The organism is Sphingomonas sp. OV641, from assembly GCF_900109205.1.
Classification (GTDB): domain Bacteria; phylum Pseudomonadota; class Alphaproteobacteria; order Sphingomonadales; family Sphingomonadaceae; genus Sphingomonas.
Window position 1 is genome coordinate 481,333 of the sequence record NZ_FNZB01000002.1, and the last position, 17,162, is coordinate 498,494.

16 protein-coding genes are annotated in these 17,162 nt (G+C 65.7%); 9 read left to right on the forward strand and 7 right to left on the reverse strand.

Annotation, left to right across the window (positions count from 1 at the left end; all coding sequences use genetic code 11):
* The first annotated feature begins 135 nt into the window (after positions 1 to 135).
* On the forward strand, positions 136 to 561 hold the full coding sequence (locus BMX36_RS13175) for a hypothetical protein (RefSeq protein ID WP_093066081.1): 426 nt from the start codon (positions 136 to 138) through the stop codon (positions 559 to 561).
* 583 nt (positions 562 to 1,144) lie between these two features.
* Here BMX36_RS13175 and BMX36_RS13180 read toward each other — a convergent pair.
* The gene (locus tag BMX36_RS13180; protein WP_371262892.1) at positions 1,145 to 2,419 is read right to left on the reverse strand and encodes an MFS transporter; all 1,275 of its coding nucleotides are present in this window, start codon (positions 2,417 to 2,419) and stop codon (positions 1,145 to 1,147) included.
* Between the two features lie 40 nt (positions 2,420 to 2,459).
* Positions 2,460 to 3,491 (reverse strand): LacI family DNA-binding transcriptional regulator, encoded by a 1,032-nt coding sequence (locus BMX36_RS13185; RefSeq protein ID WP_093066413.1) that lies wholly within the window; start codon positions 3,489 to 3,491, stop codon positions 2,460 to 2,462.
* A gap of 261 nt (positions 3,492 to 3,752) precedes the next feature.
* Here BMX36_RS13185 and BMX36_RS13190 point away from each other — a divergent pair, with 261 nt between their 5' ends.
* Complete coding sequence (locus BMX36_RS13190; RefSeq protein WP_093066085.1) at positions 3,753 to 4,016, forward strand: cytoplasmic protein; 264 nt, start codon at positions 3,753 to 3,755, stop codon at positions 4,014 to 4,016.
* Positions 4,017 to 4,057: 41 nt separating this feature from the next.
* On the opposite strand, the gene BMX36_RS13195 is transcribed toward BMX36_RS13190, so the two are convergent.
* The 4 genes from BMX36_RS13195 to BMX36_RS13210 form a co-directional block, all read right to left on the reverse strand.
* On the reverse strand, positions 4,058 to 4,450 hold the full coding sequence (locus BMX36_RS13195; protein WP_093066087.1) for a hypothetical protein: 393 nt from the start codon (positions 4,448 to 4,450) through the stop codon (positions 4,058 to 4,060).
* Positions 4,450 to 5,685, reverse strand: coding sequence for a molybdopterin-dependent oxidoreductase (locus BMX36_RS13200; protein ID WP_093066089.1), 1,236 nt, complete (start codon positions 5,683 to 5,685; stop codon positions 4,450 to 4,452). The genes BMX36_RS13195 and BMX36_RS13200 overlap by 1 nt, the downstream gene beginning before the upstream one ends.
* A gap of 345 nt (positions 5,686 to 6,030) precedes the next feature.
* The gene (locus BMX36_RS13205) at positions 6,031 to 6,810 is read right to left on the reverse strand and encodes a DeoR/GlpR family DNA-binding transcription regulator (RefSeq protein WP_093066091.1); all 780 of its coding nucleotides are present in this window, start codon (positions 6,808 to 6,810) and stop codon (positions 6,031 to 6,033) included.
* Positions 6,810 to 8,360, reverse strand: coding sequence for a glycerol-3-phosphate dehydrogenase (locus tag BMX36_RS13210; protein ID WP_256210794.1), 1,551 nt, complete (start codon positions 8,358 to 8,360; stop codon positions 6,810 to 6,812). The genes BMX36_RS13205 and BMX36_RS13210 overlap by 1 nt, the downstream gene beginning before the upstream one ends.
* A 95-nt stretch (positions 8,361 to 8,455) precedes the next feature.
* Here BMX36_RS13210 and glpK point away from each other — a divergent pair, with 95 nt between their 5' ends.
* Entirely contained in the window at positions 8,456 to 9,952 is a 1,497-nt protein-coding gene (gene glpK, locus BMX36_RS13215; protein ID WP_093066095.1) for a glycerol kinase GlpK, read from the forward strand.
* On the opposite strand, the gene BMX36_RS13220 is transcribed toward glpK, so the two are convergent.
* The gene (locus BMX36_RS13220; RefSeq protein ID WP_371262893.1) at positions 9,942 to 11,141 is read right to left on the reverse strand and encodes an MFS transporter; all 1,200 of its coding nucleotides are present in this window, start codon (positions 11,139 to 11,141) and stop codon (positions 9,942 to 9,944) included. The genes glpK and BMX36_RS13220 overlap by 11 nt on opposite strands.
* Positions 11,142 to 11,600: 459 nt before the next feature.
* On the opposite strand from BMX36_RS13220, the gene BMX36_RS13225 reads away from it, so the two are divergent.
* From BMX36_RS13225 to BMX36_RS13250, 6 genes are all read left to right on the forward strand, one after another.
* Positions 11,601 to 12,176 (forward strand): hypothetical protein, encoded by a 576-nt coding sequence (locus BMX36_RS13225; protein WP_093066097.1) that lies wholly within the window; start codon positions 11,601 to 11,603, stop codon positions 12,174 to 12,176.
* Positions 12,173 to 12,688 carry a hypothetical protein gene (locus BMX36_RS13230; RefSeq protein WP_093066099.1) on the forward strand — a complete coding sequence of 172 codons (516 nt, stop codon included), beginning with the start codon at positions 12,173 to 12,175 and terminating at the stop codon, positions 12,686 to 12,688. The genes BMX36_RS13225 and BMX36_RS13230 overlap by 4 nt, the downstream gene beginning before the upstream one ends.
* Before the next feature lie 272 nt (positions 12,689 to 12,960).
* Positions 12,961 to 13,791, forward strand: coding sequence for an alpha/beta fold hydrolase (locus BMX36_RS13235; protein ID WP_093066417.1), 831 nt, complete (start codon positions 12,961 to 12,963; stop codon positions 13,789 to 13,791).
* A gap of 189 nt (positions 13,792 to 13,980) precedes the next feature.
* A complete protein-coding gene (locus tag BMX36_RS13240; protein ID WP_093066101.1) occupies positions 13,981 to 14,646 on the forward strand; it encodes a flavin reductase family protein in 666 nt (221 codons plus the stop codon).
* A 26-nt stretch (positions 14,647 to 14,672) separates the two neighbouring features.
* The gene (locus tag BMX36_RS13245; protein ID WP_256210814.1) at positions 14,673 to 15,551 is read left to right on the forward strand and encodes a LysR family transcriptional regulator; all 879 of its coding nucleotides are present in this window, start codon (positions 14,673 to 14,675) and stop codon (positions 15,549 to 15,551) included.
* Positions 15,552 to 15,651: 100 nt separating this feature from the next.
* Positions 15,652 to 16,896: an acyl-CoA dehydrogenase family protein gene (locus BMX36_RS13250; RefSeq protein WP_066778387.1), complete on the forward strand. Its 1,245-nt coding sequence runs from the start codon at positions 15,652 to 15,654 to the stop codon at positions 16,894 to 16,896.
* Positions 16,897 to 17,162 lie beyond the last annotated feature (266 nt).

Below are 17,162 nucleotides of genomic sequence, written 5' to 3' on the forward strand. Positions count from 1 at the left end.
ACACTCCAAGCCGTCATCCCGGCGAAGGCGGGGATCCATGGTTCCGCAAATATTGCAACCGTGAGAACGCACCAGTGTGCTGCATTCGTCAGACCGTAAATGGTGGGAAGCGGACTTTTCTGCTATCGAGGGTTGATGACGGACACGGCAGTCACGCATACTTCCCAGCCGGGAAAAGCGATCGGCTCTTTCGTAGGCCAATTGCTAATGGCGGCGACGTTGACGGCGATTGCGGGCGCGCTGGGCAATAGCTTCTACGAGTTCTTCTTTGATCCAGAGGCTTTCGCGGCTGGACCAGTCTTCGCGCGAGCGGCCTTCGCGATCGCTTTTCCGTTCCCCTTCATTCTTGCAGCCCTGTTGGTCGTTGGCACGCCTACGGCTCTCCTCTTGCGTCGCCTTCACCTCGACAACCTCATTGTCTTCGGTTTGGTAGGAGCATTCGCAGGTGTCGCGATCGGTCTTGCGCTGGCGAGCGGCCTTCCAGGCCTGCAGACAGTCTTTAGCATTTACGGCTGTGTGTCTGCGGTGACCTACTGGGCGTTGCAACAGCGCAAGGCTTGATGTCCGCTTCTGGGGCGTGAGCGGAATGTCGGAGTTCGGCGGGCTTGGGGTGGTTAGCGGACGTTGTCACCGCAACCGATCGCCTCGGCTTCATTAACCTTGGAAACCACAAAGATGGGGCGTCCTAGCTCTGTCGCTCCATTCATCTTTCCAGCGACGCGCAGGTGAAGGCACTGCGGCTCCATCGTTTCGGGCGTGATTGGCGCAAGTGCATAGAGCCGCTGACGGTCTCGCGCCGCTGGCACTCGAAGCTCAAATACATCTCCGTTGGATGTCTCTAAGTGAGCATGCTCGCCAGTGTGGAAGATGCCACTTTTGACGATTGAGTCAGAGGGCTGACCAAAGCGAACGCTGGACGCGCAACCCGTCAGAAGCGCCATAGCAAGCAGTAGTCGAGACCTCATGTGAACAGAGGTGTCACATGGGAGCGATGGCCGCAATTCGGCGGAAGCGGTCGCGCTCAGCCAGCAGTCTTCCGAACCTGTTTCAGCATCCATCGTGACTTGAGCAACGTCCCGTCGACGGGGCGGTTCGATGCTGAAGCCAGCTCAGGGTGAGGACACGTGGCTCGTCGCGACCGTTTTCAATGTCCCGCCCGCGCCACCTTCGCCGTCCCCGGCTCCGCCACCACCAGCTTCGGCACGAGCAGGTGGATCAGCAGCAGTGCGACCAGATACGAACCCCCGCAGATCAGCAGCATCGGCGTATAGCCATGGCCGTTGTCGAGCGACCAGCCGGCCAGCTCGATCATGCCCATGCCGCTGAGATTGCCGGCAAATGCGCCGATGCCGATCGCCGTTCCGATCATCCGTGATGGAAAGATATCGGCGGTCATCGCAAAGACGTTGGTGGAGAAGCCCTGGTGCGCGAACAGGCCCAGCCCAAGCAGCCCCGCCGCCACCCAAGGGTCGCCCGTCAGCAGTACCAGCGGCACTGGCAGGATCAGCAGCGCGTAGAGCAGCATCGATCCCTTGCGCGCGCGGTTCACGTCGACTCCCCGCCGCAGCAGGTATGTCGGCAGGATTCCGCCGCTGAGGCTGCCCAGCGCGGCAAGGAAATAGATGGTCGCGATCGGCAGGCCGAGGCTTCCCTGGCTCATGCCGAACATGCGGTGGAACAGGTCGGGCATGAAGAACAGGAGGAACCACCACACCTGGTCGCTCAGTGCCTTGGCCGCGATCACCGCCCATTGCCGCCGGTCGCGCAGCAGCGACGACCATGGCACCGATGCGCCGCGGTCCCCGTCCGCGCTGCCCGCCGCGCCGGGTGTCTTCGACGTGCGCGGGGTGACGGCGAACCACGCCAAGACCCACACGAGTCCCAGTCCGCCCGCGATCAGGAACGCCGCGCGCCAGCCGAGCGCCAGCGCCAGCGCCGGGATCGTCAAGGGCGCGACCACCGCGCCGAAATTCGATGCCATGTTACCGACGCCGAGCATCAAAGATCGCTGCTCGGGCGGGAAATAGGTCGCGGCCGTCTTCACCTGCGCCGGCGTGCCGATCGATTCGGCCGCGCCCAGCGCCGCGCGCACGCCGACGAATCCGCCGACGCTCGTGACAAAGGCATGGGCCATGCCGGCAAGGCTCCACGCGCCCACGCCGATCGCAAACCCGCGCCTCAGGCCGATGCGGTCGATGAACCAGCCGGTGCCAAGGAACGCCACCGCCGCGGAGAATTGGAATGCGGACGCCATGTGGCTGTAGTCGCGGTCGCTCCAGCCGAACTCGCTCTGCAACATCGGTTTCAACAGCGCGATGATCTGCCGGTCGACGTAGTTGAGCATGATCGCCGTGAAGGCCAGCCCCACGATCAACAGCCGGCGCGTATTGCCGATGCCTTCCACTATCATCCTCTCCATCAACCTTAAGACAACGGTGTCACCCAAGACACGACATTAATCAACCGGTTGGTGGCGCGGATGAGGCGCGTGGCACCACTTCATGGGCGAGCAGGCGCCGCTGCGGCCCTTCGCCCTGCGCCGGGGAGAGGAGCAGGTCGGTCGCCGCTTCGGCCAGCGCGCGCACCGGCTGGCGCACCGTCGTCAGTGCGGGCCAGACGATCGTCGCGGTCGGCCCGTCGTCAAACCCTGCGACGGACAATGCGCCGGGCACGCGCACGCCGCGGCGATGCGCGGCGGCGAGCACGCCCGCCGCCATGTCGTCGCTCGAGGCAAAGATCGCGGTCGGCGGCTGCGACAGCGACAGTAACGCGTCGGCCGCCGCCTCCCCCGAGGCCACGTCGAACTGTCCCTGGCGAATCAGATCAAGGTCGATCTCCACCGCCTGCTCGCCCAGCGCGCCGATATATCCCGCCAGCCGCTGGCCCGATGCCGCATAGCTGCGATCGCCGACGATGAAGCCGATGCGGCGGTGCCCCAGGCCGAGCAGGTGCGTCGTCATGTCAAAGGCGGCGCGCTCATTGTCGATCAGCGCCGCCGGCCCTTCGTCGATCCGCAGTCCCGGCTGCAGCCGGACAAAGGGCGTGCCACGCCGCGTCAGTTCGTCGAGCACCCGGGTGTCGTCACATGCCGGCGGAGCCAGCACCAGCCCATCGGGATTCGCCTGATCGAGCAGCGCCACGATATCGTCGAACAGCGTCGGCGAGGCACGATCATAAGGCTGCGCGATCATGCGGATCTTGTCGCGCGCACAGCGTTCGCGCACGCCGAACTGGATCTCGTACACATACCAGGGATTGGGATTGTCGCAGATCAGCGCGATCTGGTGCGATTTGTGTCCCGCCAGCGCCCGCGCGGCGTGACTGGGCTTGAAGCCGATCTCCGTCATCACCTGACGCACCCGCTCGCGCTTGTCGGCGCTGACATATTGCTGGTCGTTGATGACGCGCGACACGGTCTTGATCGATACCCCCGCAATCCGCGCGACATCGCGAATGGTAGGGCGCGCGGTCTCGGGAAAGGCGGTGCTCATGCCGTCGTCCATAAGCGAGGCCTGCGCATCTGTCCCATAGGACATAATGCCCGACGAGCGATCGCGGCGGATCCCCCGCCCGTCATTCCTGCGAAGGCGGGGATGACAACCGGATGGCTGGCTCGGTGGCCGCCACCCCACCCTCCCATCGCCCTGAGCTCGTTTTCGGGTTAACCTCGCCTCCGCGAAGCTCCAGGAGGCATGATCAACGACCGCTAACGCCCACTTGCGGACATTCCCAAGCTGCCCGAAGCAGCGTCAATGGACCTCCCATATGCCACGCTCGACGCCGCCCACCGGCATTCGGCCAATCACCGGGCGGAGTTAGAACGCAGCGATGTGTGTGGCTGCTTCTTCTGTAAAAAGACGTTTGAAGTCCGTGAGGTAGAAGAATGGGTCGAGGATGAGAGTGGGACCGCTCTTTGCCCTTATTGTGGCGTCGACTCGGTGATCGGCTCCGCATCTGGCTTTCCCGTTGACGACGCGGGGTTCATCCATGCGATGCATACCCGATGGTTTAGCTGACCATCCGCTTTCCTTTCCAAAGCGAACCGCGCCGCTCACCCCTACCGTCCCGCCAGATACCCCACGATCGGCGCCACCTCACCCTCCGCCACTGGCGCGTGATACGTATCGCGCATCTTCTCCACGATCGCCTGCCACTGCTCCCGCTTCATCTTCGGCTGGGTCAGCACCATGCTCGCCGAATGGCACGCCACGCACCGCTGGTTGACCAGCGCGACGTTCGGCCCGTCCGGAAACACCGCCGCATCATCGGGCAGTTCCACCGCCGTCGACGTCAGCGTCACACCCCCGCCCGCCACCGACGCTGCCTCGGGCACGGCCGAGACAGCCACCGCAGGTGCCGCGGCGCGCTCGCGCCCGCTCACCGCCACCAGCACGGCCAACGTCGCCCCGATTAGCACCAGCGCGATCACCGCAAATCCCGGCGCGCGCATCAGCTGAGCCTCACGACCACGGGCTCGACGCAGTTGCGCATATAGCCGCCCGGGTTCCAGTTCGCCTCCATCGGCTGAGTCTCTCCCTGCGTGTTGGTGCAGCGCGCCATCACCTTCACGCGCCCCGGCCGCGGCACGTTCACCCGCGCGGTGAAGCGGCGGAAGCCGTAGCGATCATCCTCGCGGCCAAGCGTCGCCGGCTCCCACGTCCGGCCGCCGGTCGCCGATATGTCGACCCGCGCCACGCCCCTGTCGCCGCCCATCGCGATCCCCTCGATCGGCAGAACCGGATCATAGCCATAGGTCGCGCCATCGGCGACGCTGGTGATCCACGATCGCGGGATCATCCGGTTGATCGGCTCGCTGGGAAAATCCTTCGATCCCGGCACCACATTTGCGCGCGGAGCGGTGGGGATCTTGTAGGCCTTGGCCATCCAGTAACGCTCGTCGGGCGCGGGCAGCACCTCGATCGTATCCACCGTCTTCATCCAATAGGTCGAGAACCAGCCCGGGACGACCAGCCGCACGGGAAAGCCGTTGAGCAGCGGCAATTGCTCGCCATTCATCGCGAACGCCAGCATCACCTCGCCATCGCGCGCATGATCCACGCCTAGGGACTTCTCGAAATCGGGCGCGCCCGCCACCAGCGGCTTGTCCATCGCGCCGACGCGCACCGCCACCGCGCCGCCGCGCACGCCGGCAAGGTCGAGCACATGGCGCAGCGGCACGCCCATCCATTTGGCATTGCCCATCGCGCCATGGCCCCATTGCGCGCCCGGCACGCGCGGCTGGAACAGCCCGCGCGAATTGCCCGAACATTGGTTCACCGCCGCCAGCTCGATCCGCGGCATCCTGAGCAATTGCGCCAGCGAGATCGACAGCGGCCGTTCAACATGCCCGCCGACGCGGATGCGATAGGTCTCGACATCGACGCTCGTCGGCAGGTCGCCCCAATGCCAGCGGACGAAGAAACGGTCATTGGGCGTGTAGAGCGATTGCTGGAACACCTCCATTGGCGTCTCCAGCAGCGCCGGCCGCACGCGCTGCAGGATCATCGCGCCTTTCTGCGGAAAGTCGCTCGTCATCGCACGCCGGGACGGTCCACCGGGCAGTCGCAGGTCGACATCCGCGCCCAGCGCTCGCCCCGCCAGCATCGCGCCGCCACCGGCGATCCCCGCCGCCAGCAGCCGACGCCGAGAGACTGCACGCGCTTCGTGGAAATCAAGCCGATCCATCGCCCACCGCTTCCTTGCTCCCTGTCACCTTAAAGCGAGTCGTCCACCAGTGTGGACACCCCATTCGTTCGTCCTGGGCCTGGCGAAGTACGCGCCCCGAGCGCGCCCCTCCGGCTCCGGCGCAGGTGGCCCTCCAGCGCACTTTACATCGTCGGCCGGGATCGTCCCGACATCCAGGGTTCGGCAGATCCGGCGCTGGTGAACCCGCGCAACCCTGGACCCCGGCACAGGCCTGGCCTGAGCTCTGCCGAAGGAGCCGGGGTCATGCACTCTGCGGCGCGGACAAAGCTTTTCACAGGAGCTTCTCCGATGCCAGGCAGGCGCTTCGGGTTCGATAATCGAATCTCAATCGCCGATCACTCTCACGACCGTCACGTCCGACGCGTCGCACGCCGACTCCAGCGCGTCATCCACCGCGTCGGTCACCAGATAGTCGATGTCGCCCAGATCGCCGATCCGCACCGGGGCAGGGCGGCCGAGCTTGGACGAATCGAGCGTCAGGATCACCTTGCGCGCCTGCGCGATGATCGTCTGCGACACGCGCACCTCGTCCACGTCGAAGTCGAGGAAGGTGCCGTCCGCCTCGATCGCGGAGGCGCCGATCAGCGCGTAATCGACGCGAAAGCTGCGGATGAAATCCATCGCCAGCGCGCCGATCACCGCGCGATCGCCCGGGCGTACACGGCCGCCGGCGGCGATCACCTCGATGCCGGGGCAATCGGCCAGGATGTCGACGACGTTGAGATTGTTGGTGATCACCATCAACTCGCGATGTCTCGTCAGATGCCGGGCGATCGCCTCGGTGGTCGATCCGATGTTGATGAACAGGCTCGATCCGTCGGGCACCAGTGCGGCGGCGGCCGCGCCGATCGCGTCCTTGGTCTCTGCCGCCACCAGTCGCCGCTCGGCATAACGCAGATTGTCGACGCCCGATGTCACCACCGCGCCGCCATGGACGCGCGACAGCATCGATTTCTTGGCGAGCAGGTTCAGGTCCTTGCGGATCGTCTGCGGCGTCACGCCCAATGTTTCGGCGAGCGCCTCGACCGAGACGCTGCCGGTGTGCCGCGCCGTCTCCAGGATCTGGCGGTGGCGCAGCGCCACCACATCCGCACCCTGTTGCATCAGCCTGCGACGGCCGCCACCGCCGCATGCGGCGCGGCAGCGAGATAGGCGTCCAGCGCCTCGGCAGTGTCTGCAGGCGTGTGCAGCCCCAGCTTGCTGCGCCGGTACAGGATGTCCTCGCTCGTCCGCGCCCATTCGGCTGCGACCAGATAATCGACTTCGGCCTGATACAGATCGCCGCCGAAGCAGCGGCCCAGCTCCGCCACCGTCCGCGCCGCGCCCAGCACGCGCTCGGTCCGTGTGCCATAGGCACGCGCGAGCCGGCGCAGCAGCGGCGCGGGAAGGTCGGGACGGCTGGCACTCAGGGCACCGAGGAATGCCTCGAAATCGGCGTTCGGCATATCACCGCCGGGCAGCACGGCACCGGCGGTCCACGCGCCGCTTGCCCCGGGGAAGAACGGCGCCAGTTCCTTCATCGCGTGCTCGGCCAGCTTGCGGTAGGTGGTGATCTTGCCGCCGAAAATGCTCAGCATCGGCGCCCGACCTTCGCCCGCATCGAGATCGAGCACATAGTCGCGCGTCACCGCCGATGCGTTTGACGATTTGTCGTCGTACAGCGGCCGGATGCCGGCATAGGACCAGCGAATTTCGTTTTCGCTGACCGGCGTTGCGAAATACCGGCCAATTGTCTCCAGAAGATATCCGGTTTCGGCCGAACTGATCGCGGCCTTGCCCGGTTTCGCACTCCAGACCTCGTCGGTGGTTCCGACCAATGTGAAGTCGCGCTCATAGGGGATGGCGAAGACAATGCGCCGATCGGGGTTCTGCAGCATGAAGGCGTGCTCGCCTTCGTAGAGCTTCGGCACTACGATATGACTGCCCTTGACCAGCTTGACCCCGCGATCGGTGCGCGCATCGGGCACCCGGCCGAGCACGTCGGCAACCCACGGCCCAGCGGCGTTGACGAGCGCTCTGGCGCGCACCGTGCGGCGGCCATCCGGCCCCTCGACGATCGCTTCCCAGCCGCCGCCGACGCGCCTTGCATCGACCAGCCGTGTGCGGGTCTCGATCGTCGCGCCGCGGGCGGCGGCATCCATCGCGTTCAGCACCACCAGCCGGCTGTCCTCCACCCAGCAGTCCGAATAGATGAAAGCCTTGCCTTCTCTGGTGCTTAGACCCGCGCCGACGGGCGAGTCCGCGAGCTTCACGGTGCGCGTGCCCGGCAGCTTCTCGCGCCCGCCGAGGTGATCGTACAGGAACAGGCCCAGGCGAACCATCCAGGCGGGGCGCGGCGATTGGGTCTGCGGCAGGACGAATTCGAGCGGCCAGATGATGTGCGGCGCCATGTTCAGCAGCCGCTCGCGCTCGATCAGCGCCTCGCGCACCAGCCGGAACTCGCCATATTCAAGGTAGCGCAGGCCGCCGTGGATCAGCTTGGTGGAAGCGGAGGATGTATGGCTCGCCAGATCGTCCTGCTCGACCAGCAATACGCTGAGCCCGCGCCCCGCCGCATCGCGCGCGATCCCCGCGCCGTTGATCCCACCCCCGACAACCAACAGGTCCACCCCGTCACCGGCCGTACCCGCCACCATGTCACTAACCTCCACCATCCCGCCCCCATACGCCAATATCGACCCAAACGAAAGTCTTTGACGTTCGCCCGAAAGGTGGCAAGGTTCGCCCGAACGTTCGTTTGGAGAGAGTGGTGGCGGCGCATATCTTGGTGATCGATCAAGGAACGACGTCGACGCGCAGCGTGCTCTTCGACGATCAGGCCCGGCGCGTGGCGATCGCGCAGGTCGAGTTTTCGCAGCACTACCCGGCGCACGGCTGGGTCGAGCACGATCCCGAGGATATCTGGCGCGACACCCTGGCGACCGCCCGCGACGCGATCGCCAACAGCGGTGTCCCGCCCCGCGACATCGCCGCGATCGGCATCACCAACCAGCGCGAAACGGCGGTGGTGTGGGATCGCGCGAGCGGCGAGCCGATCCACCGCGCGATCGTGTGGCAGGACCGGCGCGGCGCACCGCAATGCGCGCGGCTGCGCGAGCAAGGGGCGGAGGAGCTCATCCGTTCACGCACCGGCCTGCTGATCGATTCCTATTTCTCCGCCACCAAGATCGCCTGGATCCTCGACAATGTCGCCAGCGCCCGGACCCGTGCCGAACGGGGCGAGCTTGCGTTCGGCACGATCGACAGCTTCCTCCTGTGGCGGCTTACCGGCGGAGCGGTTCACGCCACCGACGTGACCAACGCCAGCCGCACGATGCTGTTCGACATCCACCGCGGCGCCTGGGACGAGGAGCTATGCCGGCTGATCGGTGTCCCTTCGTCCATGTTGCCCGAGGTGCATGATAACGCGCATGTTTATGGCACGACGGACCCGTCGCTCTTCGATGCCGCGATCCCGATCGCCGGCATGGCGGGCGATCAGCAGGCGGCCCTGTTCGGGCAGGCCTGTTTCGATCGGGGCACGGCCAAATCGACCTATGGCACCGGCTGCTTCATGCTGCTCAACACCGGCGACCAGGCGGTCGAATCCAAGCATCGCCTGCTCACGACGCCTGCGTACCGGCTGAACGGCAAGACCACTTATGCGCTGGAAGGATCGATCTTCGTCGCCGGCGCCGCGGTGAAATGGCTGCGCGATGGGCTGGGTATCATCACGCACGCCAGCCAGACAAACGACATGGCGACCAAGGTGGAGAACAGCCACGGCGTGTACATGGTGCCGGCGTTTGTTGGCCTGGGCGCGCCGCACTGGGATCCCGATGCGCGCGGCGCGATCCACGGCCTGACGCTGGACACGAGCGCAGCGCATCTCGCCCGCGCGGCGCTGGAAGCGGTCGCGTATCAGACGCTGGACCTGGCGGAGGCGATGGTGGCCGACGGCGGCAGCCGACCGCACGCCTTGCGGGTCGACGGGGGTATGGCGGCCAATGACTGGCTGTGCCGGTTTCTCGCCGACCTTACCGACATGGCCGTCGAACGCCCCGCAGATTTGGAGACAACCGCGCGCGGAGCGGCCTTCCACGCAGGCCTTGCGGCCGGGATCTGGCCTGATCTCGGCACACTTTCGGCCTTGTGGTCGCGGGAACAATGTTTCGAGCCGGAAATGGCGGCAGAAGCCCGCGCGCCGCTGGTCGCCGGGTGGCGCGATGCCGTGCGCCGGACGCTGAGCCAGCATGTCAGCGGCTAGCCGTTGCTCCGCGGCGCCGGTCAAGCACCAGCGACACCGCCCAGATAGCGAGGCCGCCGAGCGCCAGTGCCATCCCGACCCAGCCGGTCGAGGCCCAGCCATAGCCGGCCGAGATCGCGAGCCCGCCCAGCCAAGGCCCGAGCGCATTGGCGGTGTTGAAGGCGGAATGGTTCAGCGCCGCGGCGAGGGTCTGTGCGTCGCCCGCGACGTCCATCAGCCGCGCCTGTAGCACGGTGCCGAGCCCGCCGCCGGTGCCGATCAGCGTGATGATCGCCAGCATCGACCAGGGCTGCTGCGCAGCCGGGGCATAGAGCGCGAGCATCAGAGCGCTGAACGCCAATGTCACGCCGGCGGTCGGCATCAACGCCCGGTCCGCCCCGCGCGCGCAGGCGAGCGTGCCCACCGTCATGCCGACGCCGAACAGCGCAAGCGCCACCGGGATCAGTTCGGGCGTGCCCGTCACCGCCGTCATGGTTGAGGCAAGATAGGTGTAGACGGAGAACAGCCCGCCAAAGCCGATCGCCCCGATGCCGAGCGTCAGCCAGACGCGGCCGTTGGCGAGCGCCGACAGTTCGCGCAACGGGCTGGCCGTCCGGTCCGCCGGGGTGCGCGGCGCGAAGAGCAGCAGTAGCAGCGCGGTCGCAACCGCGAGCACGGCGACAATGGCGAAGCCCCAGCGCCAGCCGAGCGCCTGGCCGACCACATTGGCAAACGGCACGCCCGCGACGGTCGCGATCGTCAGCCCCAACATCATTCGCGCGACCGCCTGGCTGCGCCGCTCCCGCGGCACCATCGCGGCGGCAACCAGCGCGCCGACGCCGAAAAAGGCCCCATGCGGCAGGCCGCTGAGAAAGCGGAACAGCAGCATCCAGCCAAGGGTCGGGGCGAGCGCCGACAGCGCGTTGGCCAATGCGAAAAAGCCCATCAGCGCGATCAGCAGCTTGCGCCGCGACAGCCGCGCACCCGCCACAGCGAGCACCGGCGCGCCCACCACCACGCCAAGTGCATAAGCGCTGATGACGTGGCCGGCAGTCGGCTCGTCCACGCCGAGACCGGCGGCCATTTGCGGCAACAGGCTCATTGAGGCGAATTCGGTGGTGCCGATCGCGAACCCGCCCATGGAGAGCGCGAGCAAGGCGAGCGTGACGTTCACCGGACGGCCGGCGGCGGTGGTGGCGAGAGTGGCCAAAGGCAATCTTTCGTGCGGGGTATCTGCCGAGCGCGCCTTCGCGTCTCGAAAAGGAGCTTTACGCTCTTTGCTGCATTGCACAACGAACGCCGGTGGCCCAGCCATGATCCACATCGATTTGGAAACGCAGCTTTTCTCCGGTGCGTGGTCGGGCCTAGTCGGCACCGATCTTCAGCTGCGAACCTGCCTGAACAGGAGATCGAACGTCCTAGACTAAGCATGATCGGCACTCATGCCGCAAAGCAACGGATGGAATCATCGAGCGAAAGTCGGGCGATAGTAGGAAGTTAACTCAAGTATGCACTAATTCGTGAGAGCCTGGCCAAATTCTATTGAACACTTGAAGTGTAATGATCTACATTAAGACAGGTCGCGATTCGTGCAGACACCAAGCGCACGCAGTAGCTTTCGATTGCGTAATACCATCTCAATCGAAGCTGGTACGCTAGGGAGGGCGGATTGGCGAAGGCTCATTTCAGGCGCGATGTCGCGGACGATCAGATCGTATATAGCATCTCTCCTGTGGCGCTTCTGGGCTGGAGATCCTTTTCGCTATTCGGGATCGGGTTCTCAGCCTTGCTCGTCGGGGGTGCATTGTGGGTAGGTCTTTGGATCTTCCATTACGATCTGGGCTGGACAGGTTATTATGTCCTCGTCGGTCTGGTCGGATTTCTGATGTACCGCCGATCGGCGAGGGGATATGGCAGTCGGTCGACTTCGCTTGTCACCATAGGTGATGGCGACGTTAGCATCAAAAGGGGTTTGCGATCCGTTGTCGTGCCGCGCGCAGCGATCCGCAGACTGCGATACTTCAACACGGCAAGCGATATGGCGCCAGTCGCCTACGATTATAGTGCCGCTCATGCCCAATTGGCAGCTGAGTCTCATGCGGCCGTAGAAAAACACTGCTGGGGTGTTCAGCTGGACCATGGGAACCAGACAGATACTGTCGTTGACGGGCTCGACGTCGTCACGGCGCAAAACCTCCTGGAGGATCTGAGCCGGGATCTCTTCAAATCGCGAGCTTCCATATGAGCCAGCGGTGGGGAAACACCTGGACCATCTTTGCTATGGTGGCGTTGATCGGTCCGTGCCCCGCCTATGCCCAGGCGCCATCCAATCTTCCCGGCGAGGCGCGCACGATCCTGGCGGAAATCGAGCAAAGCTGTCGATCGTTTGGCGGCCGTGTCACCTTCAACGAAGGCTTCGTGCAGCAGGCAGACTTCAACGGGGACGGCAAACAGGATTATGTCATCGATTGGGGGATGCCGACCTGCAGCACGGCCTCCGCAGGATATTGCGGATCGGCGGGATGCATGCAGTCAGTCTACATATCCAATGCTGCCGGCTACCTTTCAGGAGTTGATTTCTACGGCCTGACGCCGCGCATCCGGATGCGCCAGAGCCGGCCCATTCTCACCCTCGACGTGACCGAGGGATCAGAAAGCTGGGGATGGACCGGAAAAGCTTTCACGAAGCTGCCCCCGGCAGGAGCGACCGCGATCAAGCCATCCCAGTCTCGCCCCAAGGCCCGCCGGAGCAATTGACGGACAGCGTGGCGGCCACGGCCTCTCCCGATGCTGGCGCGCGCGTCCTGACTGGCGTTGCCCGGATGGTGGATGGCGATCCGCGCGCGTCGCTCGAGCAGCCGCCTCAGTGATCCGGTGAAGCGGCGGTGCCCCTACGGCGAATCGTTCGGCTGTGACATGATGAGGCGGCGGCGCTGTGTTGTATGCCGCGCCTTGTTGTGAGCGTCCGCGTAACCGGCGGCGAGACCGACGCTGCCGGCTTCGTCATCACGAGCGAAGGGGCTGCACCCATGGCTTTCATCACCACCAGCGACGGCACCGAAATCTTCTACAAGGATTGGGGCGCGAAGGATGCGACCCCGATCGTCTTCCATCACGGCTGGCCATTGTCCGCCGATGACTGGGACAATCAGATGATGTTCTTCCTGCTGCAGGGTTATCGCGTCATCGCGCACGACCGGCGCGGGCACGGCAGGTCGACGCAGACCGATACCGGCAATGAGATGGACACTTATGCCGCCGACGTCGCGGCGCTGACCGATGCGCTGGACCTCAGCGGTGCGATCCATGTCGGCCATTCGACCGGTGGCGGCGAGGTGGCGCATTATGTCGCACGCGCGAAGCCCGGGCGGGTGGCCAAGGCGGTGCTGATCGGCGCGGTGCCGCCGATCATGGTGCAGTCGGATGCGAACCCCGGCGGGCTGCCGATCGAAGTGTTCGACAGCTTCCGCAAGGCGCTGGTCGACAATCGCGCGCAATTCTACCTCGATGTGCCGACCGGCCCCTTCTACGGCTACAACCGGCCGGGCGCGAAGATCGACCAGGGCGTGATCTGGAACTGGTGGCGCCAGGGCATGATGGGCGGCGCCAAGGCGCATCACGATTGCATCAAGGCGTTCAGCGAGACGGATTTCACCGAGGATCTGACGGCGATCGACGTGCCGGTGCTGGTGATGCACGGCGATGACGATCAGATCGTGCCTTATGCCGATTCCGCGCCGCTCTCGGCGAAGCTGCTGAAGCATGGCACGCTCAAGACCTATGCCGGCCTGCCGCACGGCATGTGCACCACCCACCCGGATATCGCCAACGCGGATCTGCTGGCGTTCATCAAAAGCTGATCCGCAGGCGCGATCGGGTCTCGCAACGCGGTTCAACCGGCGCGGATGAACTTTGCTGCGAAGGTGGGGAGCTCTGCGCGACCACCTTCGCCATGCCGCGCCCTCCAGCGAAGCTCAGGACTGAACCTTCCCGCCATCCACGGCGCCTGCGATCTTCCCTTTGCGCGCATTTGGTGAAAGGCAGTGGCCATGAAGTTCCTGATGGCCGATCTGCCGCCGCGGCAGCGCTACAAGCTGCTCGTTTCCACCGTGACGCCGCGGCCGATCGCCTGGGTGACGACGCGGGGGCGCAACGGCGTGGTGAATGCGGCGCCGTACAGCTTCTTCAACGCGATGGGCGATGATCCGCCGCTGCTGGTGCTCGGCCTGCTGAAGGACGCCAATGGCGCGGACAAGGATACCGCGACCAACATCATCGAAACAGGCGAGTTCGTCGTGAACCTTGTGTCCGAAAGCGACGCCGAGACAATGAACCAGTCGTGCGTCGATGCGCCGCGCGACGTGAGCGAGATTGATTATGCCGGCATCGCCACCACGCCGGCGGCGCGCGTGGCGCCGCCGCTGATCGCGACCGCGCCGGTGAGCTTCGAATGCGTGAAGCGCGAACTGCTGGAGATCGGGCCGCGGCAGGTGATCGCCGTGGGTGAGATACTGGTGACGCATATCCGCGACCAGTTCATCGCCGATCCCGACAAGCTGCACATCGACACCGCGGCGATGCGGCTGATCGGGCGGATGCACGGCGCGGGGACATACCTGCGCAACAGCGACACCTTCACCATGACGCGGCCGGCGTTCGACCCGGCGCGGCTGGACCCGGCGCGGCTGGATCCGGCGGGGGGAGAGGCGCGATAAGGCCGATCAGCCGCATCGACCTGAACCTGCTCGGCACGTTCGAGGCGATCTACTCGCAGGGCGGGGTGACGGCGGCGGCGCGGCATCTGTATCTGTCGCAATCCGCCGTCAGCCATGCGCTGGCGCGGCTTCGCCTGGCGTTCGACGACGAGCTGTTCGTGCGGGTCGGCAATGCCATCGTGCCGACCGCGCTCGCCCGCTCGATCATCGATCCGGTGCGCGATGCGTTGCAGGGGGTGGAGCAGGCGCTGGTCACCGCGACACGCTTCGACCCGGCGACCTCGACGCGCGCGTTTCGCATCGGGTTGCGCCAGGCGAACGAGGCGCGGGTGTTCGCCGGCATCGTCGCGCAGATGGTGCGCGCGGCCCCCGGCGTGACGCTCGCCAGCGTCAACTTCCGCCGCAGCGAGGTGGCGGAGGAACTGGCGCGGGGCGACCTCGACCTTGCGATCGACGTGGCGAGCGACGCCACGACCGGGCTTCATGCGGTGCCGCTGCAGACCGATACGATGGTCGTCGCCGCGCGCCGGGGACATCCGCGCATCCATGGTGCGATCGATCTCGAGACGTATCTTGCCGCCGACCACGTGCAGGCGTCGCCGCGCCGGTCCGGGCCGGGGCTGGAGGACGAGGGGCTGGCGGCGCTGGGCAAGGCGCGGCGGGTCGCGATCCGCTGTCAGAACATCTGGTCCGCGTGGCAGGTCGTGGCGCAATCCGATCTGGTGCTGACGTTGCTGGGCACGCATGCCGCGACGCTGCTGCCGGTCGCGGACAACCAGATCCTGCCGGTGCCGTTCGCAATCGCGCCGCGGCCGCTGCAACTGCTGTGGCACCCGGCCGCGGAGCGCGATCCCGGCAATGTCTGGCTCCGGCGACTGGTGCAGGAGCATGTCGAGGGCACGTGAGGTCATGCATGATCCTCATGGGTGCGATCGCAGATGATCATTACCGCCGATGATCGCGAACGATCTAGGATGAGGCTTTCCAGCACCAGGGTGGGCCCCGATGTCGAACATCTTCACGATCCCCGAACTTGACGACCTGCGCATGTCCGAAGGCGTGCGCCCGCTTTTCGAAGCGGTGAAGCACTTCATCCGCGACCATGTCGACCCGATCTATCCCGAGTTCGAGCGGCTGGGCGAGGAGCGCAAGGAGCGCTGGAGCTTCGCACCGGGGCAGCTCGAACTGCTGCAGGGCGCCAAGGACAAGGCAAAGGCGGCGGGGTTGTGGAATTTCTTCCTGCCCAACGCTGAGACCGGCGAGGGGCTGTCGAACCTCGATTATGCCTATATCGCCGCCGAACTCGGCAAGTCGCCGCTCGCGTCCGAAGCGCTAAACTGCTCGGCGCCCGATACCGGCAACATGGAAGTGCTGGAGCGGGTCGGCACGCCCGAGCAGAAGAAGCAGTGGCTGGAGCCGCTGCTCGCCGGCGAGATCCGCTCCGCTTATGCGATGACCGAGCCGGATGTCGCCTCGTCCGACGCGAAGAACGTGCGCTGCGCGGCCCGGCTCGAGGGCGACGAATGGGTTATCAACGGCGAGAAGCATTATATCTCGGGCGCCGGCGACCCGCGCTGCAAGGTGATGATCACCATGGTGCGCACCAACCCCGATGCGCCATCGTCGCAGCAGCAGTCGCAGATCCTGGTGCCGATGGACGCGCCGGGTGTCGAGATTATCGGCGCGATGGAAGTGTTCGGCAAGGATCATGCGCCGCGCGGGCACATGCACCTCAAGTTCAACAACGTGCGCGTGCCGCGCGAGAACATCCTGCTGGGCGAAGGTCGCGGGTTCGAGATCTCGCAGGTGCGGCTCGGGCCGGGGCGGATCCACCATTGCATGCGCACCATCGGCAAGGCGGAGGTCGCGCTTGACCTGATGGTGAAGCGCGGCACCTCGCGCGAGGCGTTCGGCCGATCGCTGATCATGCTGGGCAAGAACATCGAGCTGGTCAGCCGCGCCCGGATCGAAATCGAGGCGATGCGCCTCATGGTGCTGAAGGCGGCCAAGGCGATGGACGTGCTGGGCAACCGCGAGGCGCGCGTGTGGGTCAGCATGGTGAAGGCGATGGTGCCGGAGAAGACCTGCCAGATCATCGACCAGGCGATCCAGATCCACGGCGCCTATGGCATGAGCCAGTTCACCCCGCTTGCAGAGCTATATGCCGACGTGCGCCACCTGCGCTTCGCCGACGGGCCGGACGAGGTGCACCACATGGTGGTGGGCCGCAACGAACTGGCGCTGCACTGACGCCGCGGCCCTGACCGGGCGCAACGCAAGCGGGGCGTAAGGAAGGGATCGTTCCTGCACGCTCCGCCGGTTGTCGGGTCGCCTTCTTGGCGAAGCCGGCACCTTGATGCGGAACCGAGCCGGCGGGGGCGGAGCCGGTTACCCTACGGTTTCCCGATGGGCGCCGGCGTGGGCGAGAGCTCTGCGAAGCCTTTTGATTGCCCCAAAGGCTGGGTCATACTGGCCGCGAGCCGGTATCCAGCGTTCCGCGCACGCGATGGCTTCAG